At 56.1% G+C, this 21,936-nt stretch carries 22 protein-coding genes; 13 read left to right on the plus strand and 9 right to left on the minus strand.

Annotated features, from left to right (window positions below; translation table 11 throughout):
- The first annotated feature begins 2 nt into the window (after nt 1-2).
- Nucleotides 3-1,142: a beta-galactosidase BglB gene (bglB, locus tag KO1_RS01540; RefSeq protein ID WP_016808314.1), complete on the plus strand. Its 1,140-nt coding sequence runs from the start codon at nt 3-5 to the stop codon at nt 1,140-1,142.
- Between the two features lie 76 nt (nt 1,143-1,218).
- Here the strand turns inward: bglB and argS are convergent, their stop codons facing one another.
- A complete protein-coding gene (gene argS / locus KO1_RS01545; RefSeq protein WP_024274406.1) occupies nt 1,219-2,952 on the minus strand; it encodes an arginine--tRNA ligase in 1,734 nt (577 codons plus the stop codon).
- A 229-nt stretch (nt 2,953-3,181) separates the two neighbouring features.
- Here argS and KO1_RS01550 point away from each other — a divergent pair, with 229 nt between their 5' ends.
- Nucleotides 3,182-3,751 (plus strand): VOC family protein, encoded by a 570-nt coding sequence (locus KO1_RS01550; protein WP_023321230.1) that lies wholly within the window; start codon nt 3,182-3,184, stop codon nt 3,749-3,751.
- 76 nt (nt 3,752-3,827) lie between these two features.
- Nucleotides 3,828-4,571: a copper homeostasis protein CutC gene (gene cutC / locus KO1_RS01555; RefSeq protein WP_023321229.1), complete on the plus strand. Its 744-nt coding sequence runs from the start codon at nt 3,828-3,830 to the stop codon at nt 4,569-4,571.
- Nucleotides 4,572-4,869: 298 nt separating this feature from the next.
- On the opposite strand, the gene cmoB is transcribed toward cutC, so the two are convergent.
- Genes cmoB through KO1_RS01585 form a run of 5 tightly spaced genes read right to left on the minus strand, consistent with a single transcriptional unit; the run spans nt 4,870 to nt 8,502 of the window.
- On the minus strand, nt 4,870-5,892 hold the full coding sequence (cmoB, locus tag KO1_RS01565; protein ID WP_004113808.1) for a tRNA 5-methoxyuridine(34)/uridine 5-oxyacetic acid(34) synthase CmoB: 1,023 nt from the start codon (nt 5,890-5,892) through the stop codon (nt 4,870-4,872).
- Nucleotides 5,889-6,632: a carboxy-S-adenosyl-L-methionine synthase CmoA gene (gene cmoA, locus KO1_RS01570; RefSeq protein WP_024274405.1), complete on the minus strand. Its 744-nt coding sequence runs from the start codon at nt 6,630-6,632 to the stop codon at nt 5,889-5,891. The genes cmoB and cmoA overlap by 4 nt, the downstream gene beginning before the upstream one ends.
- 39 nt (nt 6,633-6,671) lie before the next feature.
- Nucleotides 6,672-7,067 (minus strand): MAPEG family protein, encoded by a 396-nt coding sequence (locus KO1_RS01575; RefSeq protein ID WP_004103403.1) that lies wholly within the window; start codon nt 7,065-7,067, stop codon nt 6,672-6,674.
- 53 nt (nt 7,068-7,120) lie between these two features.
- The gene (locus KO1_RS01580) at nt 7,121-7,939 is read right to left on the minus strand and encodes a DUF72 domain-containing protein (protein WP_024274404.1); all 819 of its coding nucleotides are present in this window, start codon (nt 7,937-7,939) and stop codon (nt 7,121-7,123) included.
- Nucleotides 7,936-8,502, minus strand: coding sequence for a hydrolase (locus tag KO1_RS01585; RefSeq protein WP_004103401.1), 567 nt, complete (start codon nt 8,500-8,502; stop codon nt 7,936-7,938). The genes KO1_RS01580 and KO1_RS01585 overlap by 4 nt, the downstream gene beginning before the upstream one ends.
- 269 nt (nt 8,503-8,771) lie before the next feature.
- Here KO1_RS01585 and aspS point away from each other — a divergent pair, with 269 nt between their 5' ends.
- The 7 genes from aspS to ruvB all read left to right on the plus strand — a co-directional run bounded on the left by aspS (nt 8,772) and on the right by ruvB (nt 15,100).
- Complete coding sequence (gene aspS / locus KO1_RS01590) at nt 8,772-10,559, plus strand: aspartate--tRNA ligase (protein WP_004103400.1); 1,788 nt, start codon at nt 8,772-8,774, stop codon at nt 10,557-10,559.
- A gap of 1 nt (nt 10,560) precedes the next feature.
- Nucleotides 10,561-11,004: a dihydroneopterin triphosphate diphosphatase gene (gene nudB, locus KO1_RS01595; protein ID WP_004103398.1), complete on the plus strand. Its 444-nt coding sequence runs from the start codon at nt 10,561-10,563 to the stop codon at nt 11,002-11,004.
- Nucleotides 11,005-11,153: 149 nt separating this feature from the next.
- Nucleotides 11,154-11,894 carry a YebC/PmpR family DNA-binding transcriptional regulator gene (locus KO1_RS01600; protein WP_004103396.1) on the plus strand — a complete coding sequence of 247 codons (741 nt, stop codon included), beginning with the start codon at nt 11,154-11,156 and terminating at the stop codon, nt 11,892-11,894.
- 154 nt (nt 11,895-12,048) lie between these two features.
- Entirely contained in the window at nt 12,049-12,570 is a 522-nt protein-coding gene (gene ruvC, locus KO1_RS01605; protein ID WP_004113791.1) for a crossover junction endodeoxyribonuclease RuvC, read from the plus strand.
- A gap of 113 nt (nt 12,571-12,683) precedes the next feature.
- A complete protein-coding gene (locus KO1_RS01610) occupies nt 12,684-13,346 on the plus strand; it encodes a hypothetical protein (RefSeq protein ID WP_024274403.1) in 663 nt (220 codons plus the stop codon).
- Nucleotides 13,347-13,469: 123 nt separating this feature from the next.
- On the plus strand, nt 13,470-14,081 hold the full coding sequence (gene ruvA, locus KO1_RS01615) for a Holliday junction branch migration protein RuvA (protein WP_004103390.1): 612 nt from the start codon (nt 13,470-13,472) through the stop codon (nt 14,079-14,081).
- A gap of 8 nt (nt 14,082-14,089) precedes the next feature.
- Nucleotides 14,090-15,100, plus strand: a complete 1,011-nt coding sequence (gene ruvB, locus KO1_RS01620; protein ID WP_004103386.1) for a Holliday junction branch migration DNA helicase RuvB — start codon at nt 14,090-14,092, stop codon at nt 15,098-15,100.
- A gap of 207 nt (nt 15,101-15,307) precedes the next feature.
- Here the strand turns inward: ruvB and znuB are convergent, their stop codons facing one another.
- Both znuB and znuC read right to left on the minus strand, forming a co-directional pair.
- Nucleotides 15,308-16,093 (minus strand): zinc ABC transporter permease subunit ZnuB, encoded by a 786-nt coding sequence (gene znuB / locus KO1_RS01625; RefSeq protein WP_024274402.1) that lies wholly within the window; start codon nt 16,091-16,093, stop codon nt 15,308-15,310.
- A complete protein-coding gene (znuC, locus tag KO1_RS01630) occupies nt 16,093-16,845 on the minus strand; it encodes a zinc ABC transporter ATP-binding protein ZnuC (protein WP_004103383.1) in 753 nt (250 codons plus the stop codon). The genes znuB and znuC overlap by 1 nt, the downstream gene beginning before the upstream one ends.
- A 78-nt stretch (nt 16,846-16,923) precedes the next feature.
- Here znuC and znuA point away from each other — a divergent pair, with 78 nt between their 5' ends.
- From znuA to lpxM, 3 genes are all read left to right on the plus strand, one after another.
- Nucleotides 16,924-17,868 carry a zinc ABC transporter substrate-binding protein ZnuA gene (gene znuA, locus KO1_RS01635; protein WP_016808309.1) on the plus strand — a complete coding sequence of 315 codons (945 nt, stop codon included), beginning with the start codon at nt 16,924-16,926 and terminating at the stop codon, nt 17,866-17,868.
- Between the two features lie 15 nt (nt 17,869-17,883).
- Nucleotides 17,884-19,206, plus strand: coding sequence for a murein DD-endopeptidase MepM (gene mepM / locus KO1_RS01640; RefSeq protein ID WP_004113780.1), 1,323 nt, complete (start codon nt 17,884-17,886; stop codon nt 19,204-19,206).
- 117 nt (nt 19,207-19,323) lie between these two features.
- Nucleotides 19,324-20,298, plus strand: a complete 975-nt coding sequence (lpxM, locus tag KO1_RS01645; protein WP_004103380.1) for a lauroyl-Kdo(2)-lipid IV(A) myristoyltransferase — start codon at nt 19,324-19,326, stop codon at nt 20,296-20,298.
- 71 nt (nt 20,299-20,369) lie between these two features.
- Here lpxM and pyk read toward each other — a convergent pair whose 3' ends face one another.
- Nucleotides 20,370-21,812, minus strand: a complete 1,443-nt coding sequence (gene pyk / locus KO1_RS01650) for a pyruvate kinase (RefSeq protein ID WP_004103379.1) — start codon at nt 21,810-21,812, stop codon at nt 20,370-20,372.
- Between the last annotated feature and the right edge of the window lie 124 nt (nt 21,813-21,936).

The following is a 21,936-nucleotide window of genomic DNA, read 5'->3' on the forward strand; positions in this document are numbered from 1 at the left end:
ATATGAAAGTTTGGCCTGTCAAACATAGCCCACTACTGCGCCAGCCTGAGCGCTTTATCGCCCGCAATGAACTGCAGGCGCTGATTCAGAAGGTCACGCAAAATCTGGTCAACATTAAAGATGAAAGCGGGCAATTTTTACTGCGGCTGGACGACGGGCGCATCATTGATACGAAAGGGTGGAACGGCTGGGAGTGGACTCACGGCGTCGGCCTGTACGGCATCTGGCAGTATTACCAGCAGACCGGCGATACCGCAATGCGCGATATTATCGATAGCTGGTTTGCCGATCGCTTTGCCGAGGGGGCGACCACCAAAAACGTCAACACCATGGCGCCGTTTCTCACCCTCGCTTATCGCTATGAAGAGACGGGCAACGCCGCGTATCTGCCCTGGCTCGATAGCTGGGCCGAGTGGGCGATGAACGAGATGCCGCGCACGGAGTCTGGCGGCATGCAGCACATCACGCTGGCGGAAGAAAATCATCAGCAAATGTGGGACGACACGCTGATGATGACCGTTCTGCCGCTGGCGAAAATTGGTAAGCTGCTTAATCGCCCCGAATACGTAGAGGAGGCGGTGTATCAGTTTCTGCTGCACGTGCAGAATCTGATGGACCGCGAGTCCGGTCTGTGGTTTCACGGCTGGAACTACGAGGGGCGACATAATTTCGCTCGCGCCCGCTGGGCGCGCGGCAATAGCTGGCTGACGATCGTGATCCCGGATTTCCTGGAGCTGGTGGATTTACCCGAAAACAGCGCGGTGCGACGTTACCTGGTGCAGGTGTTGGATACGCAGATTGCTGCGCTGGCCCGCTGTCAGGACGATAGCGGCCTGTGGCATACGCTACTTGATGACCCTGACTCCTATCTGGAAGCGTCGGCGACCGCCGGTTTTGCGTATGGGATCCTCAAGGCGGTGCGCAAGCGCTACGTGAGTCAGGCGTATACGGAGGTTGCGGAAAAAGCGATTCGCGGCATTGTGGCGAATATCTCTGCGCAAGGGGAACTGCTGCAAACGTCCTTCGGTACCGGGATGGGGTCGGATCTCGATTTTTATCGCGACATCCCGCTGACGTCGATGCCGTATGGCCAGGCGATGGCGATCCTGTGTCTGACGGAGTATCTGCGGAAGTATTTTTGAATCAGGTGAGAACAGCCGGGTGTGGCGTCAGCCGCCGCCCGGCAAACCCGGCGTTAAGCCGGGTTCTTTCGACACATTACATCCGTTCTACGGTTTCGATACCCAGGGTATCAAGACCCAGCTTCAGCGTTTTCGCCGTCAGCAGAGCCAGTTTCAGGCGGCTGTTGCGCGTCTCTTCGCTTTCAGCGCTCAGGATCGGGCAGTGCTCGTAGAAACCGGAGAACAGACCCGCCAGATCGTACAGGTAAGAACACATAACGTGCGGCGTGCCTTCACGGGCAACGACCGTAAGGGTTTCTTCAAACTGCAGCAGACGGGCCGCCAGCTGGGCTTCGCGGTCTTCGATGATGACCACCGGCGCCGCCACCAGCGCGCTTTCATCAATATCCGCTTTGCGGAACACGGAGAGCACGCGGGTATAGGCATACTGCATATAAGGCGCGGTATTGCCCTCAAAGGCCAGCATGTTATCCCAGTCGAAGATATAGTCAGTGGTGCGGTTTTTTGACAAGTCGGCATACTTAACCGCGCCAATCCCGACCGCGTTCGCCAGTTTTTCCAGTTCATCGGCGGGCATATCCGGGTTTTTCTCCGCCACCAGACGGCGGGCGCGTTCCAGCGCTTCGTCCAGCAGGTCGGCGAGCTTCACGGTACCGCCGGCGCGGGTTTTGAACGGTTTGCCGTCCTTGCCGAGCATCATGCCGAACATGTGGTGCTCCAGCGGTACGGACTCCGGCACGTAGCCGGCTTTACGTACGATAGTCCACGCCTGCATCAGGTGCTGATGCTGGCGAGAGTCGATGTAGTAAAGCACGCGATCCGCATGCAGATTCTCGTAGCGGTATTTTGCGCAGGCGATATCGGTAGTGGTGTAAAGGTAGCCGCCATCCTTCTTCTGGATGATGACGCCCATCGGTTCACCTTCCTTGTTTTTGTACTCATCAAGGAATACCACCGTCGCGCCTTCGCTTTCTACCGCCAGCCCTTTGGCCTTCAGGTCGGCCACGATACCCGGCAGCATCGGGTTATAAAGGCTTTCGCCCATAACATCATCGCGGGTCAGGGTGACGTTCAGGCGGTTATAGGTTAACTGGTTTTGCGACATGGTGATGTCGACCAGCTTGCGCCACATTTCGCGGAAATATTCGTCGCCGCCCTGCAGCTTAACGACGTAGCTGCGCGCGCGCTCGGCGAAGGCTTCATCTTCATCGTAGTGTTTTTTCGCTTCACGATAGAAACCTTCGAGGTCGGCCAGCGCCATTTCACCGGCGTTCTCCTGCTGCTGTTTTTCCAGGTACGCGATAAGCATGCCGAACTGGGTACCCCAGTCGCCCACGTGGTTAGCGCGGATCACTTTATGCCCGAGAAACTCCAGCGTACGCACCGCGGCATCGCCAATGATGGTGGAGCGCAGGTGGCCTACGTGCATCTCTTTCGCCACGTTCGGCGCAGAGTAATCGACCACCACGGTTTGTGCCGGCGGCTGAGCCACGCCCAGACGTTCCGATTTCAGCGCGCTGCTGACATTTTCCGCGAGGAAGGCCGGATCGAGGAAAATATTAATAAAGCCAGGGCCGGCGATCTCTACCTTATTGGCAATCCCGCTCAGATCGAGATGAGACAGTACCTGCTCTGCAAGTTGTCGCGGCGCCATGCCCAGTTTTTTGGCAACGGCCATCACGCCGTTGGCCTGATAGTCGCCGAACTGGACTTTTGCTGACTGGCGGACCTGAGGTTCGCAATCGGCAGACGCGCCTGCTGCGATCAGGGCCTGACTGACTTTTTCTGAGAGAAGAGCCTGAATATTCACCGAAACACCTTACGTTAACACGCCGTCACCCTGATGGGGCGGCGCGGGAATGTGGACAAATTAGGGCAGGAGTATACTGCATTTGCACCCACGCGTCAGCACCGCACGGAGGTTGCTTAGCCTCGCGCTCAACGAATAGCCGTTCGCCGGACGTCGCCGACGATTGCCGGTTGGTCGGCTGCGGAAAACGCGATAGATTAGCGCTTTTTAGTGCGTACCGAGGCTTACGATGGCGAACTGGCAGCAGATTAATGAATTAAACGATATTTCCGCGGACCTGCCGCGCTTTACCGAGGCGCTAAACGCGCTTGCTCATCGGCTTGGTCTCGATATTACGCCACTTGATGCCGACCATATTTCCCTGCGCTGTCACCAGAACGCCACGGCGGAGCGCTGGCGTCGCGGCTTTGAGCAATGCGGCACGCTGCTGTCGGAAAATGTCATTAACGGCCGCCCCATCTGCCTGTTCAGGCTGGATGAGCCGGTGGTCGTGGCGCACTGGCGTTTTAGCATTGTTGAACTGCCGTGGCCGGGCGAAAAGCGCTATCCGCATGAAGGCTGGGAGCATATTGAAATCGTTCTGCCTGGCGAGCCCGAAACGCTCAATACCCGCGCCCTGGCGCTGCTTTCCGATGATGGATTGAGCCAACCGGGCATTTTTGTAAAGACCAGCGCGCCAAAAGGAGAGCATGAGCGCTTGCCGAATCCAACCCTGGCGGTTACTGATGGCAAAGTGACGATCAAATTTCACCCGTGGTCGATTGAGCAAATTGTCGCCAGCGAACAATCAGAACGATAACAGTGTGAAGCTACGCGGCGTCTGTCGGAAGAAATCGTGACATTCTGTCGTGCCTGCCATATCGACGGAGAGAAGAATGAGCTTACTGGAAGTCTGTTGTTACAGCATGGAGTGCGCGCTGGAGGCCCAGCGCTGCGGCGCCGACCGCATCGAGCTATGCGCCGCGCCGCAGGAGGGGGGGCTGACGCCTTCCTCGGGCGTCCTTAAAACGGTGCGTGAGTCGGTGACCATCCCCGTTCATCCAATTATTCGTCCGCGCGGCGGTGACTTTTGCTATACCGCTGGCGAATTTGCCGCAATGCTTGATGATGTGGCTGCGGTGAGAGATCTCGGCTTTCCCGGCATGGTGATCGGCATCCTGGACGCCGACGGTCAGGTAGATAGGGCGCGAATGAAAAAAATAATGGCGGCGGCGGGAACGATGGCCGTCACCTTTCACCGTGCCTTTGATATGTGCGCCAACCCGCGCCAGGCCAGCGTTGAGCTGGCTGAGCTCGGCGTTCAGCGGATCCTGACTTCGGGCCAGCAGCCGTCTGCCGAAAAAGGAATTTCATTAATCAGGGAACTTATTTCCCAAAGCGACACTCCTATTATTATGGCCGGCGCAGGAGTGCGTGCCGCCAACCTGCCGCTGTTTTTGCAGGCTGGGGTAAAAGAGGTCCACAGCTCGGCAGGCCAGTGGCTACCGTCCCCGATGCGCTTTCGTAATCCCGGGTTGTCGATGTCTACGGATGCCGATGCTGATGAATACTTACGCTACGCCGTCAATGGCGAAGCGGTAGCGGAAATGAAGAAGATTATTTCCGCACAGAGAGATTAAAACCCTAAATAATTCGAGTTGCGAGAAGGCGGCGACGCAGGGAATCCCCAGGAGCTTACTCAAGTAAGTGACTGGGGTGAGCGACAAATCTGTCTGGAACAGATTTGAACGCCGTATCCCGGCGGCCCGTAAGGGCGAGGCTCATGGATGAGCCGAGTAACAAAGCCAGCGCACATGCAACTTGAAGTATGACGGGGATAAACCGTTTTTTGCTGCACATCATGTCGCCCAATATGATGATTGCCCGTACCAGGCCCCTGCCCATTAAACAGGGGCCTTTTTTTATGCTAAAAACGCGTCAACCGGCCCGCTTGTCGGCACGTTTTTTCGCTGCCAGAGACTGTTCCGTTTCCGGTTTGGTGGCAATAATCACCGCGCGCAGCGGGGCGGGATAGCCTTCGCGGGTTTTGCTACTGTCCTCTGGATCGAGGAAGTCGGCCAGCGACTCGGTGGTCATCCACTCGGTGCGGCGCTGCTCTTCGGTCGAGGTCACGCACGCATCGACGATGCGTACATCGACAAATCCGCACTTCTCCAGCCACTGCTTCAGCGCGGCGGCAGAGGGAATAAAGTAGACGTTGCGCATCTGCGCATAGCGATCGCCCGGCACCAGCACGGTATTTTCGTCGCCTTCAACGACCAGCGTCTCCAGCACCAGCTCGCCGCCGGGAACCAGCTGATCTTTTAGCTGCCACAGGTGATCGAGCGGGGAACGACGATGGTACAGCACGCCCATCGAAAAAACGGTATCAAAGGCGTTCAGCGCCGGAAGCTGTTCAATTCCCAGCGGCAGCAGATGCGCCCGCTGGTCGTTGCCCAGCAGTTTACGTACGGCTTCAAACTGGCAAAGGAACAGTTGGGTGGGATCGATGCCTACCGCCAGATGAGCGCCGGCGCCAATCATCCGCCACATGTGATATCCGCTGCCGCAGCCGACATCAAGAATAGTCCGTCCGGTCAGGTCGGAAAGGTGCGGCAGTACGCGCTCCCACTTCCAGTCGGAACGCCACTCGGTATCGATATTCACGCCGTAAAGGGAGAAGGGCCCTTTACGCCAGGGCATCAGATTCTTCAGCAGGTTTTCAATGCGCAGGCGCTGGCCTTCACCGAGCGGCGTTTCGCTCTCAGCAGTGACGCTATGCAGCAGGTCGAGGCGGTAGGGCGCAAACTCGGGCAGAAACTCGACGGCCCGTTCCCACTCCCGGTATTTGCCGTGCAGCGCTTCACGTTGCCAGGCCGCGACCTGAGCGGGTAGCGTCTCCAGCCAGTGTGACAGCGGGCTTTTGGCAATCAATTGATAAAAGTTGCTGAAATCAATCATGCCGGTTCCCCGGATTTTACGGCGATTAACGATCCGAAGTTAAAGCACTGGAACCACAATTCGGCATGTTCGAAACCGGCCTTGCGCAGGCGGGCTTTGTGGGTTTCCACGGAATCGGTGAGCATGACGTTTTCCAGCATGCTGCGCTTCTGGCTGATTTCCAGCTCGCTGTAGCCGTTGGCGCGCTTGAAGTCGTGATGCATGTTGAACAGAAGTTCGCCGACGTTGTCATCCTCGAAGCTGAATTTTTCCGACAGCACCAACGCACCGCCCGGATTCAGCCCCTGATAAACCTTATCAAGAATGGCCTGGCGTTCGCCCGGCTCGAGAAACTGAATGGTGAAATTCAGCACCACCATCGAAGCATTTTCGATAGTGACTTGACGGATATCGCCTTCAATAACTTCGACCGGCGTCGGCGCTTTATAGGCGTCAATATGGCGACGGCAGCGTTCGACCATCGCCGGTGAGTTATCAACGGCGATAATTTTACAGCCGGCATGGGCAATGTTGCGGCGCACGGACAGCGTGGCTGCGCCAAGCGAGCAGCCGAGATCGTAAACCTGGGTATCCGGCTGAACGAAACGTTCCGCCAGCATGCCGATCATTGAAATAATGTTGGAATAGCCGGGAACAGAGCGCTGGATCATATCCGGGAAGACTTCAGCAACCCGTTCATCAAAGGTCCAGTCGCCGAGACTGGCAATCGGCGCGGAAAAAAGCGTATCGCGGTGAGACATAACGTTAAACCCGAAAAATCGAAAACGGCGTATTGTGCGCTAACGGACGGAGAAAACCAACTCCCAGGGCATATACCAGAAGTTCGCCAGCACCATCAGCAACAATGAACACCACGTCGCGCTCATGCCAGAGCGGCGCCAGCGATACAGGCGATGATGGAAACCATAAGAGTGCATCAGGCGCCCGACAATCAGCAAAATACCGCAGACGTGAACCATCCAGGTCTGCGCGCCGTTCATTTCCATAAACAGCAGCAGAATCAGGCCAATGGGAACGTATTCCACCGCGTTGCCGTGCACGCGAATAGCAACCTGCAGCTCGCTAAAACCACCGTCGCCGTAGCCAACGCGATATTGCGTCCTCAGGCGTACGACATCGTAAGAAAACTTTATTAGCAATAACGCACCTAAAACCGCATACAGCGCGCTGACCATACTCAAAACTCCCTTTTATTCCATCCGGTGGCTCAGTTGAGGATAGCAGGATATCAGAAAAGAGAGGTTTGCTGCGGAATTGACGGCGCATCACCTATTTCCGGTAGGGCGGCGCGCAGATCGCTCCACAGGATGTCGACCAGCTGCGGAGCCTGGGCGATATCCGGTGTGTGGAGGAACAGGTAGGGCGTTGTGGTTTGCGCCCATTTTGGCAGCGTCCTTATCCACACGCTAAAAAGCTCGCGATTTTGCGCCATATCGTCGCTGCCAATAAAGCGCACCATAGGGTGCCGGGCCGTCACCAGCGCATGGACGGGGACTTTGGGCTTTTTGTTTTGTGCTTCGATCATTGCCTGACTGCGGGCGATGGCGCTGTGAACCGGGCGGCTATCGAGGATAACGCGGTTGACGTTTCGCTGATGCAAGCCGCGATTAAGCTGCTGCTCCGCTTCCCCCTTGGCGAAAAATTCCGCATGCCTTACTTCGACGCCGTAGGTGAATTCACGCGGCAGACTATCAAGAAAGTGCCAGAGGGCGGGAAGGTCTCGAGGGCCAAACGTCGCCGGCAGCTGTAGCCAGTATTGGCCGATGCGCGAAGACAGCGGCGCCAGACGAGTAAAAAACTCCTGGCTTAAGTCGTCGCAGTTGCGCAGCGCCGCCTGGTGCGAAATGGTGGCCGGAAACTTGAAGCAGAAGCGAAAATCGTCGTGGGTCTGTTCATACCATCGGCTGACAATCTCCGCTTTTGGTAACGCGTACAGGGTGGTGTTGCCCTCCACGCAATTAAAGTGGCGGGCATACTCTTCAAGGCTGGTGATACCCAGGCGCACCCACTTCGGGTGCGCCCATTGGGGAAGCCCAATATAGATCATAAGGCGGCAAGTACCTCCTCGGTACTGCGCACGCGAGCAATACGCGGGAAGATGTGCGTCATGCTGCCCTGATGCTGTTCGGCCGACGCCGCGCTGCAGGCATCTTCAACCAGAATCAGATTAAATCCCAGCTCCCAGGCGTTGCGCGCCGTGGATTCGACGCCGATGTTGGTGGATATTCCGCACAGAATGATGGTGTCGATGCCGCGACGGCGAAGCTGCAGCTCGAGGTCAGTGCCGTAAAAAGCGCCCCACTGACGTTTAGTAACTTCGATATCGCTTTCCTGTTTTTCCAGCGCGAGCGGGTAGGTCCACCAGTTTTCCGGTAGCGTATGGGCGCCAGCCTCGGCATCGACCGGCTGTTTCAGCGCTTCGGCGAAATCCGCTGACCAGCCGACGCGAACCATCACTACGGGGGAGCCCTGCTGGCGACACTTTTTCGCCAGCTTCGCGGCCCGCTCAACCACTTCATCAGCACGATGAGGGCCGCCGGCAAACGGTAAAATACCTTCCTGCAGGTCAATAATGACCAGCGCGGTGTTTTTTGCATTGAGTTCTAACATAATATCCCCGTATCTTCTCCAGGTGGTCAGGTCGCTACAATACCGTTGCCGATTCTGCCCAAGGGTAACAATTTTTGTTAATTTTTGTGAGTGCAGGCACTAAGCGCACAGCAAAGCAACGCTGCGCGCTGCGCCGGGCTTATCGTGCGGCATAATTTCCAGTATAATAGCCGCCTTTTTTCATTCAGTAGTGACATCAGCTAAAGCTGCGACCTCGTCGCCTGCAAGGCAGGCAACAATCCGCCTGCGGCTAAGTTAAGGGATATCTCATGCGTACAGAATATTGCGGACAGCTCGGTCTGTCCCACGTAGGGCAGCAAGTGACTCTGTGTGGTTGGGTCAACCGTCGTCGTGATCTTGGTAGCCTTATCTTTATTGATATGCGCGACCGCGAAGGCATCGTGCAGGTGTTTTTCGATCCGGATCGCGCGGATGCATTAAAGCTGGCCTCCGAACTGCGTAATGAGTTCTGCATTCAGGTCACCGGTACCGTGCGCGCGCGTGACGAAAAGAACGTCAATAATGATATGGCCACCGGCGCCATTGAAGTGCTGGCAACCGACCTGACGATCATCAACCGTGCTGAAGCGCTGCCGCTGGATTCCAACCACGTCAACACCGAAGAAGCGCGTCTGAAATACCGTTACCTGGACCTGCGTCGTCCGGAAATGGCGCAGCGCCTGAAAACCCGCGCGAAGATTACCAGCCTCGTTCGCCGTTTTATGGACGACCACGGTTTCCTCGATATCGAAACCCCGATGCTGACCAAAGCGACCCCGGAAGGCGCGCGCGACTATCTCGTGCCTTCTCGTGTGCATAAAGGCAAATTCTACGCGCTCCCGCAGTCTCCGCAGCTGTTTAAACAGCTGCTGATGATGTCCGGTTTTGACCGCTACTATCAGATTGTTAAATGCTTCCGCGACGAAGATCTGCGCGCTGACCGCCAGCCGGAATTCACCCAGATCGACGTCGAGACTTCCTTTATGACCGCCCCGCAGGTGCGCGAAGTGATGGAAGCGCTGGTGCGTAATCTGTGGCAGGAAGTGAAGGGCGTGGATCTGGGGGATTTTCCGATCATGACCTTTGCCGAAGCCGAGCGCCGCTATGGTTCTGACAAACCGGACCTGCGTAACCCGATGGAGCTGGTGGACGTCGCCGATCTGGTGAAAGCGGTGGAATTCGCCGTCTTTGCGGGCCCGGCTAACGACGCCAAAGGCCGCGTTGCCGCGCTGCGCGTGCCTGGCGGCGCTGCGCTGAGCCGTAAGCAAATCGACGAATACGGTAAGTTTGTCCAAATCTACGGCGCCAAAGGTCTGGCATACATTAAAGTCAACGAACGGGCGAAAGGCCTTGAAGGTATCAACAGCCCGGTGGCTAAATTCCTCAACGCCGACATCGTTGAAGCGATCCTTGAGCGCACCGGCGCGCAGGATGGCGATATGATCTTCTTCGGCGCGGATAACAAAAAAGTGGTTGCCGATGCGCTGGGCGCGCTGCGTCTGAAGCTGGGTAAAGATCTGAACCTGACCGATGAAGAGAAATGGGCGCCGCTGTGGGTGATCGACTTCCCGATGTTTGAAGACGACGGTGAAGGCGGCCTGACCGCGATGCACCATCCGTTTACCTCGCCGAAAGATATGACCGCCGCAGAGCTAAAAGCCGCGCCGGAAGATGCGGTAGCTAACGCTTACGACATGGTGATTAACGGCTATGAAGTTGGCGGCGGTTCCGTGCGTATTCACAGCGGTGAGATGCAGCAGACCGTATTCGGTATTCTGGGAATTAACGAGCAGGAGCAGCGCGAGAAGTTTGGCTTCCTGCTGGATGCGCTAAAATACGGTACTCCACCGCATGCGGGTCTGGCTTTTGGCCTTGACCGTTTGACCATGCTGCTGACCGGCACCGATAATATCCGTGACGTTATCGCCTTCCCGAAAACGACGGCGGCGGCCTGCCTGATGACCGAAGCCCCGAGCTTTGCGAATCCTGCATCGCTGAGCGAGCTCGGTATTCAGGTGGTGGCGAAAGAGGCAAAAGAGTCTCCGGAGAATAAGTAAGATGTCATTCAAGCTCCCCGTTTCCGTTCTGGTGGTGATTTATGCCGAAGATACGAAGCGGGTGCTGATGTTGCAGCGTCGCGACGATCCCGCCTTCTGGCAGTCGGTTACCGGCAGCCTGGAGGAGGGGGAAACCGCGCCGCAAGCTGCCGCGCGTGAAGTAATGGAAGAGGTCGCCATTGACGTTGCCTGCGAGCAGCTGGCTTTGGTTGATTGTCAGCGAACGGTAGAGTTCGAGATATTTTCTCATTTACGTCATCGCTATGCGCCGGGCGTTGAGCGCAATACGGAGTTTTGGTTCCGTCTTGCGCTCCCCCATGAACGCCAGATTGTCTTTACGGAACATCTGGACTATCGCTGGGTTGATGCGACGGAAGCCGCCACGTTGACCAAGTCCTGGAGCAACCGGCAGGCGATTGAAGAATTTGTAATTAACGCCAACTAATTTCCCCCAGAATTTTAGTTATCAGGAAGGCGGCCAGTTGGGATATCACCCGGAGCTTACTTGCGTAGGTAATGGGTGTGAAACAACGCAGCCAGTGCTCCTGAGGGCTAAAAGGCGCCGGGAAAAGGCTTTTTTGGAGATATTATTTTATGGCAGGTCATAGTAAATGGGCCAACACCAAACACCGCAAAGCGGCACAGGATGCCAAACGCGGTAAGATCTTTACGAAAATTATTCGCGAGCTGGTCACCGCGGCCCGTCTTGGCGGCGGCGATGCGGGCTCAAACCCGCGTCTGCGCGCAGCGATTGACAAAGCGCTGAGCAACAACATGACCCGTGACACCCTGAACCGCGCTATTGCCCGCGGCGTCGGCGGCGATGATGATGCGAACATGGAAACCATCATTTATGAAGGTTACGGTCCTGGCGGTACGGCGGTAATGGTTGAATGTCTGTCCGACAACCGCAACCGTACCGTTGCTGAAGTACGTCACGCGTTCAGCAAAACCGGCGGTAACCTGGGCACCGACGGCTCCGTTTCCTACCTGTTCAGCAAAAAAGGCGTCATCTCCTTCGAGCAAGGCGATGAAGATGCGATCATGGAAGCGGCGCTGGAAGCGGGCGCGGAAGACGTGGTGACCTATGACGACGGCGCAATTGACGTCTACACCGCCTGGGAAGAGATGGGTGCGGTACGCGATGCGCTGGAAGCTGCCGGTCTGAAAGCGGACGCCGCTGAAGTCTCCATGATCCCGTCAACCAAAGCGGATATGGACGCGGAAACTGCGCCGAAACTGCTGCGTCTGATCGATATGCTGGAAGATTGCGACGACGTGCAGGAAGTTTATCATAACGGCGAGATCTCTGATGAGGTCGCCGCAACCCTGTGATACCCGTACACTTTCAGCCCACAGCGGTGTTGGCGCTCCTCGCTTACCCCGGTCACGTAGTGAATCTACGCACCCGGGGATGCGCTGCGTGGCCGCCTGGCTGTGAACTGAAATCGTTAGGGTCTCACGAGTTAGTTATGACCGGGGGCGCGTGATGGCTATTATTCTCGGTATTGACCCGGGGTCGCGCGTCACTGGTTATGGCGTTATCCGTCAGGTTGGACGCCAGCTGAGCTACCTCGGCAGCGGCTGTATACGCACGAAAGTGGATGATTTACCGTCCCGCCTGAAGCTTATCTATGCCGGCGTTACGGAAATTATCACCCAGTTCCAGCCGGACTACTTCGCCATCGAACAAGTTTTTATGGCCAAAAACGCCGACTCGGCGCTGAAGCTCGGCCAGGCGCGCGGAGTGGCCATCGTCGCGGCGACGAATCAGGATCTGCCGGTCTTTGAGTACGCCGCCAGGCAGGTGAAGCAGACCGTTGTCGGGATTGGCAGCGCGGAAAAGAGCCAGGTGCAGCACATGGTGCGCACGTTGCTCAAGCTTCCGGCCAACCCACAGGCGGATGCGGCGGATGCTTTAGCTATCGCCATCACTCATTGCCACGTCAGCCAGAACGCAGCTCAGATCAGTGAAAGCCGCCTGAACCTGGCGCGCGGACGCCTCCGCTAATCTACACCGCCCCGGCGCTTGTTGCCCGGGGCGTTTTACTTTCCTCACTGACATCGTTAACTAAAAAGAGTAAGGATGCAGATTATTCGGCATAGCGTTGGATAGTCAGTTGAATGATGAAAATCCGGGTGGTGAAATCTCTTTTTTTTATGCTGCTAATTATCGTCAGTGGATATTATTTACTGACCGAATATCAGTATTACCATCAGAGTTCGACGGTTTTCGGCACAGTCGTCAATACCCGCACCGTCAGCAGCGCAGAGCGGCGCCTGGCCGACGCCTGCACCACATTTCGCGGACGCGAAGATTGTTCCCCGCTCTTTGAGTATGATATTACCTGGCGGTCAGGCGGTCACTCCTACCTCTATCACGTTGCAAAGGCCTGGTCTCCGCCCGCAGACAGACTTTGTATGAATATCGTGCAGGGAAAACCCGCTATTGCCAAACCGTGTGACGCTCTCTTTTTTAACGTCAGCCGGCTCCCGGGTCTGATAGCAATCTGGGTTATCGTGGCTTTTATTACTTTGACGCTATTTTTATACCGTAAGCGTTACGCCATTTCTCGTCAGTGGCCTGCGCAGACGCTTTATCGGATTTATCACCGCAGGCACAGGCTGATGCTGGAAACCCCGGATGAACAAGAAGCGCTAAAGTTCATCAACAGCGGTTATCGAATAAGCGAAACTTTCCACCATCAGAAAGTCGTTGGGTCGGGTCGTCAAAGACGCGTCATTCACTACATCATCTACCTTGTGCGGGGGAAAAAGAGCGCATAAAAGCGCAAGCCAGGCTCGCGCCCCACCGATGTACGGGAATTACGTGTTTTTCATCTGGATATCTATCCAGCCTTTTTTTATGATACCGCATTAGACTTTCGGCCCTTAATCCAGGAGCTCCATGTGATAGGCAGACTCAGAGGCATTATTCTCGAAAAACAACCCCCGCTGGTTTTACTCGAAACGGGAGGCGTAGGCTATGAGGTTCATCTGCCGATGACCTGCTTCTATGAGCTGCCGGACGTGGGCAAAGAGGCGATCATTTTCACCCACTTTATCGTCCGTGAAGATGCGCAGCTGCTGTATGGCTTTAACAACAAGCAGGAGCGCACGCTGTTTAAAGAGCTGATTAAAACTAACGGCGTCGGTCCAAAACTGGCGCTGGCAATCCTTTCCGGCATGTCCGCTCAGCAGTTTGTCAATGCCGTTGAGCGTGAAGAGCTGGCGGCGCTGGTCAAACTGCCGGGGATCGGTAAGAAAACCGCGGAACGACTGATTGTCGAGATGAAAGACCGCTTCAAAGGACTGCATGGCGATCTGTTCACTCCGGCAGCCGATCTGGTTCTGACGTCGCCGGCCGGGCCGTCTGACGATGATGCTGAACAGGAAGCGGTTGCTGCGCTGGTGGCGCTGGGCTATAAACCTCAGGAAGCCAGCCGGATGGTCAGCAAAATCGTGCGTCCGGATGCCAACAGTGAAACGCTAATTCGCGAAGCGCTCCGCGCCGCGTTGTGAGGTAAGGGATGATAGAAGCAGACAGGCTGGTATCGGCAGACAGCAGCGGCTTTGAAGAGGCGGCGGACCGCGCAATCCGCCCCAAACTGCTGGAAGAGTATGTAGGCCAGCCGCACGTCCGTTCGCAAATGGAGATCTTTATCCAGGCGGCGAAACTGCGCGGCGACGCGCTCGATCACCTGCTGATTTTTGGTCCTCCAGGGCTGGGAAAAACCACGCTGGCGAACATCGTCGCTAACGAAATGGGCGTTAACCTGCGCACGACCTCCGGCCCGGTGCTGGAGAAAGCGGGCGATCTGGCGGCGATGTTGACCAACCTTGAACCACACGACGTTCTGTTTATCGACGAGATTCATCGCCTTTCACCGGTTGTCGAAGAAGTCCTGTATCCGGCAATGGAAGATTACCAGCTGGATATCATGATTGGTGAAGGGCCTGCGGCGCGTTCAATCAAAATCGATCTTCCGCCGTTTACCCTGATTGGCGCGACCACTCGCGCCGGCTCGCTGACGTCGCCGCTGCGCGACCGCTTCGGTATCGTCCAGCGCCTGGAGTTCTACCAGATCCCTGACCTGCAGCATATCGTCAGCCGCAGCGCCCGCTATATGGGGCTGGAGATGAGCGAAGAGGGAGCGCTGGAAGTTGCGCGTCGCGCGCGCGGTACGCCGCGAATCGCTAACCGCCTGCTGCGCAGGGTGCGCGATTTTGCCGAAGTCCGCTACGATGGACGTATCTCAGAGGATATTGCCGCTCAGGCGCTGGATATGCTCAACGTGGATGCCGAAGGATTTGACTATATGGACCGTAAGCTGCTGCTGGCGGTCATCGATAAATTCTTTGGCGGGCCGGTTGGGCTGGATAACCTGGCGGCGGCAATAGGTGAAGAGCGTGAAACCATCGAGGACGTGCTGGAACCGTATCTGATTCAGCAAGGTTTTCTACAACGCACCCCGCGCGGACGTATGGCGACGGTACGGGCCTGGACCCACTTTGGCATTACGCCACCTGAAATGCCTTAATCCTTGTCGGTGTTTAAAACAACAGACCGCAAGGGTCGGTAGCCCGGCTAAGCGCAGCGCAAGCCGGGGAAATCGTTGAAGCGGTATTGCGGTTGATGACCCGGCTTGCGGGGTGAACGCCTCAGCCGGGCGACAAAGTCCGCAGACAGCTGTGACCCTATAGCAATCTGCCGAGTTTTGATGGCGGTTGAGGCGGGCGCATAAGCGTCAGGCGGCCGGCTTCTTGCTCATGCTGATGATAAACAGCACCGCAGCGCACAGCACCACGGAAGGCCCGGCGGGCGTGTCGTAAAACGCTGAAAAGGTCAGTCCGCCGGTGACGGCAATCATCCCCATTCCTACCGCAATACCCGCCATTTGTTCAGGCGTACGGGCAAAGCGACGCGCCGTGGCTGCGGGAATAATCAGCAAAGACGTAATGATCAGCGCCCCGACGAACTTCATCGCCACGCCGATGGTCAGCGCGGTGACCAGCATCAACAGCAGTGTAACCCTCTGTAGCTTAACGCCGTCAACGAAGGCCAGATCCGGACTAATGGTCATCGATAGCAGATTACGCCACTGCCAGAGCAGGATCGCCAGTACGATCGCTACGCCAATCGCGATGGATATTAAATCCTCCGGCGTAACCGCCAACAGGTCGCCAAACAGATAGGCCATCAGATCGACGCGCACGTTCGACATCAGACTGACTACCACCAGGCCCAAAGACAGCGCGCTGTGGGCCATGATACCGAGTAGCGTATCTACCGCCAGATGAGGACGTTTTTCCAGCCATACCAGCCCGCCCGCCAGCAGCAACGTCACCACGATGACCGCATAAAAAGGATTAACGTTCAGCAGCAAACCAAAAGCGACGCCGAGCAGAGAGGCATGGGCCAGGGTATCGCCAAAGTAGGACATGCGGCGCCAGACGACAAACGATCCCAGCGGACCCGCCGCACAGGCGAGCATTATCCCGGCCAGCCAGCCGGGAAGCAGTAATTCAATCATTAACGGTCATTTCCCCGACGCAGTACAATCCGCCCCTGCAGGTCGTGGCGGTGATTATGATGATGGCGATAAATACCCAGCTGTTCCGCGCCGCGCTGGCCGAACATTGAGATAAATTCCGGATGCATGGAGACCACTTCCGGCGCGCCGGAGCAGCAGATATGCTGATTGAGACACAGTACTTCATCGGTTTTCGCCATCACCAGGTGCAGGTCGTGGGAAACCATCAGCACGGCACAATCAAGCTCCTGGCGCAGCTGATTAATCAGATCGTACAGCGCCACCTGACCATTCACGTCAACGCCCTGCGTTGGCTCGTCAAGCACCAGCAGCTGCGGTTGATTGAGCAGCGCGCGCGCCAGAAGTACCCGCTGAGTCTCGCCGCCGGAAAGCTTTTGCATAGGCGCGTCAATCAGATGACCGGCCTGCACGCGCTTCAGCGCCGGCAGTATGTCGCGCTTGTGCGTTCCTGGCCGCAACAGCATAAAGCGGCTGACGGTGAGCGGCATCGTGGCATCAAGGTGCAGCTTTTGCGGGACATAGCCTATCCGCAGATGTCCCTCGCGTTTGATAACCCCTTCTGTAGGTGCTACCAGCCCAAGAACGACTCTGACGAGGGTCGATTTACCGGCGCCGTTGGGGCCCAGCAGAGTTAAAATTTTGCCCGGCTTAAGCGTGAGCGAAATGTCAGACAGCACGCGCCTTTGGCCATAGACGACCGCGACGTTTTCCAGAGTTACAAGATTTGTCATATCAAATTAGAGGTTGCACAAGCCAGTGAATGTTATAATATCACATCTTTCTCATTCATTACGATGATTAGACGCATTATGTTACATAAAAATACGCTTCTTTGCGCTGGACTTAGCGCCGCTTTTTTGTTCGCTCATGCACCGCTGGCAAGCGCCGCGGTCGTCACCTCGCTTAAACCGCTGGGCTTTATAGCATCAGCCATTGCTGATGGGGTAACAGAGACCCAGGTACTGCTGCCTGACGGGGCATCGGAGCATGATTATTCACTGCGTCCATCGGATGCAAAACGCTTACAGAACGCAGACTTAGTGGTCTGGATTGGTCCAGAGATGGAGGCGTTTATGGATAAGTCAACGCAAAGCATTGCGCCGAACAAAAAGGTGACGATTGCCGAGCTTGACGGCGTGAAACCGTTACTCATGAAAGGCGTCGACGACGACGATGACCATCACGGTCACGATCATGGCGCCGGGGAAAATAGTGACGACGATCACCATCACGGCATCTATAACATGCATCTATGGCTTTCCCCAGAGATAGCGCGCCTTTCGGCGGTTGCAATCCACGATAAATTATTGGAACTTATGCCGCAGAGTCGAGCCAAACTTGACGCCAACCTGAAGGATTTTGAGGCAAAATTAGCCGCAACCGACAAGCAGGTTGGGACCGAGCTGGCACCGCTGAAAGGGAAGGGGTATTTCGTTTTTCATGACGCCTACGGCTACTTTGAAAAACACTACGGTTTGACCTCCTTAGGTCATTTTACTGTCAACCCTGAAATCCAGCCTGGTGCGCAGCGTTTACACGAAATCAGAACACAGCTGGTTGAGCAAAAAGCAACTTGCGTTTTTGCTGAGCCACAGTTCAGGCCAGCGGTTATAGAAGCTGTTGCCAGGGGGACGTCCGTGCGCATGGGAACCCTGGATCCACTTGGAATCGGAATTAAGCTGGGTAAAGAGAGTTATCCGCAATTCCTGAGCCAGATGGCAAATCAGTATTCAAGCTGCCTGAAAGGAGAATAACGAGGAAGTGAATACGTGCAACAGATAGCCCGCGCTGTCACTCAGGCATTTAACAATCTGCCGCGACCTCACCGCGTTATGCTGGGGTCGCTTAGCGTTCTTACCTTAGCGGTCGCCGTCTGGCGACCCTACATTTACCACCATCCCGAAACGGCTCCCATCTCCAGAACCATCGAGCTGGAACAAAGCGAAATTCGTTCTCTGCTGCCAGAGGCCTCGGAACCTATCGATCAGGCGCCTCAGGAAGAAGAAGCCATCCCTCAGGATGAGCTGGATGATAAAGCGGACAGCGATTCCGGCGGCCATGAATATGTGGTGTCGACCGGGGATACGCTCAGCAGCATTCTTAATCAGTACGGTATTGATATGGGCGATATCGCCCGGCTCTCCTCGGCGGATAAAGAGCTGCGTAATCTGAAAATCGGCCAACAGCTCTCCTGGACGCTGACGGCGGATGGTGATTTACAAAGCCTGACCTGGGAGATGTCGCGCCGCGAAACCCGTACCTACGACCGGGTGGCCAACGGTTTCAAAATGAGCAGCGAGCTGCAAAAAGGCGACTGGGTCAATAACGTACTGAAAGGTACCGTGGGCGGAAGCTTTGTCGCCAGCGCTCGCGATGCCGGCCTGACCAGCACTGAAATTAGCGCGGTGATCAAAGCCATGCAGTGGCAGATGGACTTCCGTAAGCTGAAAAAAGGCGATGAGTTTTCCGTACTGATGTCGCGTGAAATGCTGGACGGTAAGCGCGAGCAAAGCCAACTGCTTGGCGTACGCCTGCGTTCGGATGGCAAAGACTATTACGCGATCCGCGCTGAGGATGGCAAATTCTACGATCGCAATGGTACAGGGCTTGCGAAGGGCTTCCTGCGTTTCCCGACCGCCCGCCAGTTCCGCGTCTCATCAAACTTTAACCCGCGTCGTCTGAACCCGGTCACCGGCCGCGTCGCTCCGCATCGTGGCGTCGATTTTGCGATGCCGCAGGGCACCCCAGTGCTCTCGGTTGGCGATGGCGAAGTGGTAGTGGCTAAACGTAGCGGTGCGGCAGGTTATTACGTTGCCGTCCGCCACGGTCGTACCTATACCACCCGCTATATGCACCTGCGTAAGCTGCTGGTCAAACCCGGGCAGAAGGTGAAACGCGGCGATCGCATCGCGCTGTCGGGCAATACCGGCCGTTCGACCGGTCCGCATCTGCATTATGAAGTGTGGATCAACCAGCAAGCGGTTAACCCGCTGACGGCGAAACTGCCGCGTACGGAAGGGCTCAGCGGTTCTGACCGTACCGATTTCCTGGCGCAGGCCAAACAGGTGATTCCGCAGCTACGGTTTGATTAACCTCACGCCAGTTAAAGCCGGTGCCTTCTGCGCGCCGGCTTTTTCTTTTGTACGTTACTCCACGTATCGCTAAACTAACCCATTATCTTTACTGAGCGGAAATTCTGCGGATTGGGCATGGAAACGAAAAAAAATAATATTGAGTTTATTCCAAAATTTGAAAAATCCTTTTTACTGCCGCGCTACTGGGGCGCGTGGTTCGGCGTTTTTGCCTTCGGCGCCATTGCCCTGACGCCCGCGTCTTTCCGCGATCCGATCCTGGGTAAACTGGGGCGTTTTGTTGGTCGTCTGGCAAAGAGTTCGCGCCGCCGGGCGCAAATTAACCTGCTGTACTGCTTTCCGGAAAAAAGCGAGCAGGAACGTGAAGAAATAATTGATGCCATGTATGCCTCCGCGCCGCAGGCGATGGTGATGATGGCCGAGTTAGGCCTACGCGATCCGCAGCGGATTCTTTCCCGCGTCGACTGGCAGGGCAAAGAAATTATTGATGAGATGCAGCGCAACAACGAGAAAGTGATCTTCCTGGTTCCTCATGCCTGGGGAGTGGACATCCCGGCGATGCTGATGGCGTCCGGCGGGCAAAAAATGGCGGCGATGTTTCATAACCAGGGCAACCCGGTATTCGATTACGTCTGGAATACCGTGCGTCGTCGTTTCGGCGGTCGTATGCACGCGCGCAACGACGGCATCAAACCCTTCATTCAGTCGGTACGTCAGGGATACTGGGGCTACTATCTGCCGGATCAGGATCACGGGGCCGAACACAGTGAATTTGTTGATTTCTTTGCCACCTACAAGGCGACGCTCCCGGCAATTGGTCGTTTAATGAAAGTATGTCGCGCCCGGGTTGTCCCGCTGTTCCCGGTTTACGATGGCGAAACGCATCGCCTGACGGTGCTGGTGCGCCCGCCGATGGACGATCTGCTGGAAGCGGACGACAATACCATTGCCCGACGGATGAATGAAGAGGTAGAGATTTTCGTTAAGCCGCATACCGAGCAGTATACGTGGATCCTTAAACTACTCAAAACGCGCAAACCCGGCGAAATCGAACCGTACAAGCGCAAAGAGCTGTATCCGAAAAAGAAATAGTCCGCGTAGACGCTGCGGGCAAAAAAAAACCTGCCGACAACTGCCGGCAGGTTTTTTTATGGCGCAGCAAATTACTCGACGGTCAGAATACGGGTGGTATTGGTGCTGCCGATGGTGCTCATTACGTCGCCCTGAGTGACGATAACCAGGTCACCGGTCACCAGATAGCCTTTATCACGCAGCAGCGTTACCGCATCGTGCGCGGCGGCGACGCCGTCGCTTGCGCTATCGAAATAAACCGGAGTCACACCGCGATACAGCGCAGTCAGGTTCAGCGTACGCTCGTGGCGAGACAGCGCGAAAATCGGCAGGCCGGAGCTGATACGGGAAGTCATCAGCGCGGTACGCCCGGATTCCGTCATGGTAATGATAGCGGTGACGCCCTTGAGGTGGTTCGCCGCGTACATAGCCGACATCGCAATGGCTTCTTCAACATTATCGAACTGAACGTCCAGACGGTGTTTGGAGACGTTGAGGCTGGGGATTTTTTCCGCGCCCAGGCAAACGCGCGCCATCGCGGCAACGGTCTCAGACGGATACTGGCCCGCGGCGGTTTCTGCAGACAGCATGACGGCGTCGGTACCATCCAGCACGGCGTTCGCCACGTCCATCACTTCCGCGCGGGTTGGCATCGGGTTGGTGATCATCGACTCCATCATCTGCGTCGCGGTAATGACCGAGCGGTTGAGCTGACGAGCGCGGCGGATTAATGCTTTCTGGATGCCGACCAGCTCCGGGTCGCCAATTTCTACGCCGAGGTCGCCGCGGGCTACCATGACAACGTCGGAAGCCAGGATCACGTCATCCATCGCGTCCTGATCGCATACCGCTTCCGCACGCTCTACTTTGGCCACGATTTTTGCATCGCAGCCCGCATCGCGCGCCAGACGACGCGCGTAGTTCAGGTCTTCGCCGCAGCGCGGGAAGGAGACGGCCAGATAGTCGACGCCGATTTTGGCGGCGGTGATGATGTCTGCTTTGTCTTTTTCAGTCAGCGCTTCGGCAGAGAGGCCACCACCCAGCTTGTTGATACCTTTGTTGTTAGACAATGGTCCGCCGACGGTGACTTCGGTGAACACTTTCATGCCCTGAACTTCCAGGACTTTCAGCTGCACGCGCCCGTCGTCCAGCAGCAGGATATCGCCAGGAACCACGTCAGCCGGCAGGCCTTTATAATCGATGCCGACTTTTTCTTTATCGCCTTCGCCTTTACCCAGGTTCGCGTCGAGCAGGAATTTATCACCGATATTGAGGAAAATTTTGCCTTCTTTGAAGGTAGAGACGCGAATTTTCGGCCCCTGAAGGTCACCGAGAATAGCGACATGACGGCCCAGTTTTGCCGCAATCTCACGGACTTTATCCGCACGGAGCTGGTGATCTTCCGCGGTGCCGTGAGAGAAGTTCATACGTACCACGTTAGCGCCTGCGGCGATAACCTTTTCAAGGTTGTTATCGCGATCGGTAGCCGGGCCTAAGGTGGTAACGATTTTGGTTCTGCGAAGCCTTCTGGACATGTAATACTCCGTTGACTGAAACAACTTTGGTGTTGCGTGAACATGGATTCGGTAGCGCCAGCGAGCAAAGTCGCTATACCGGAACATTACCGACGTTGTAATAGGATACTGCTTTGTTTCTACT

The sequence above is a fragment of the Klebsiella oxytoca NBRC 105695 genome (assembly GCF_001598695.1).
GTDB lineage: Bacteria > Pseudomonadota > Gammaproteobacteria > Enterobacterales > Enterobacteriaceae > Klebsiella > Klebsiella oxytoca.

Excerpts from the sequence above, each read along its gene's own strand:
- KO1_RS01575 (WP_004103403.1), bottom strand. The coding sequence starts at position 7,067 with ATGGTCAGCGCGCTGTATGCGGTTTTAGGTGCGTTATTGCTAATAAAG.
- znuC (WP_004103383.1), bottom strand. The coding sequence starts at position 16,845 with ATGACAAATCTTGTAACTCTGGAAAACGTCGCGGTCGTCTATGGCCAA.
- KO1_RS01585 (WP_004103401.1), bottom strand. The coding sequence starts at position 8,502 with ATGTTAGAACTCAATGCAAAAAACACCGCGCTGGTCATTATTGACCTG.
- KO1_RS01600 (WP_004103396.1), top strand. The coding sequence starts at position 11,154 with ATGGCAGGTCATAGTAAATGGGCCAACACCAAACACCGCAAAGCGGCA.
- cutC (WP_023321229.1), top strand. The coding sequence starts at position 3,828 with ATGAGCTTACTGGAAGTCTGTTGTTACAGCATGGAGTGCGCGCTGGAG.
- KO1_RS01610 (WP_024274403.1), top strand. The coding sequence starts at position 12,684 with ATGATGAAAATCCGGGTGGTGAAATCTCTTTTTTTTATGCTGCTAATT.
- nudB (WP_004103398.1), top strand. The coding sequence starts at position 10,561 with ATGTCATTCAAGCTCCCCGTTTCCGTTCTGGTGGTGATTTATGCCGAA.
- aspS (WP_004103400.1), top strand. The coding sequence starts at position 8,772 with ATGCGTACAGAATATTGCGGACAGCTCGGTCTGTCCCACGTAGGGCAG.
- KO1_RS01580 (WP_024274404.1), bottom strand. The coding sequence starts at position 7,939 with ATGATCTATATTGGGCTTCCCCAATGGGCGCACCCGAAGTGGGTGCGC.
- znuA (WP_016808309.1), top strand. The coding sequence starts at position 16,924 with ATGTTACATAAAAATACGCTTCTTTGCGCTGGACTTAGCGCCGCTTTT.
- bglB (WP_016808314.1), top strand. The coding sequence starts at position 3 with ATGAAAGTTTGGCCTGTCAAACATAGCCCACTACTGCGCCAGCCTGAG.
- ruvB (WP_004103386.1), top strand. The coding sequence starts at position 14,090 with ATGATAGAAGCAGACAGGCTGGTATCGGCAGACAGCAGCGGCTTTGAA.
- cmoA (WP_024274405.1), bottom strand. The coding sequence starts at position 6,632 with ATGTCTCACCGCGATACGCTTTTTTCCGCGCCGATTGCCAGTCTCGGC.
- pyk (WP_004103379.1), bottom strand. The coding sequence starts at position 21,812 with ATGTCCAGAAGGCTTCGCAGAACCAAAATCGTTACCACCTTAGGCCCG.
- lpxM (WP_004103380.1), top strand. The coding sequence starts at position 19,324 with ATGGAAACGAAAAAAAATAATATTGAGTTTATTCCAAAATTTGAAAAA.
- ruvC (WP_004113791.1), top strand. The coding sequence starts at position 12,049 with ATGGCTATTATTCTCGGTATTGACCCGGGGTCGCGCGTCACTGGTTAT.
- KO1_RS01550 (WP_023321230.1), top strand. The coding sequence starts at position 3,182 with ATGGCGAACTGGCAGCAGATTAATGAATTAAACGATATTTCCGCGGAC.
- cmoB (WP_004113808.1), bottom strand. The coding sequence starts at position 5,892 with ATGATTGATTTCAGCAACTTTTATCAATTGATTGCCAAAAGCCCGCTG.
- znuB (WP_024274402.1), bottom strand. The coding sequence starts at position 16,093 with ATGATTGAATTACTGCTTCCCGGCTGGCTGGCCGGGATAATGCTCGCC.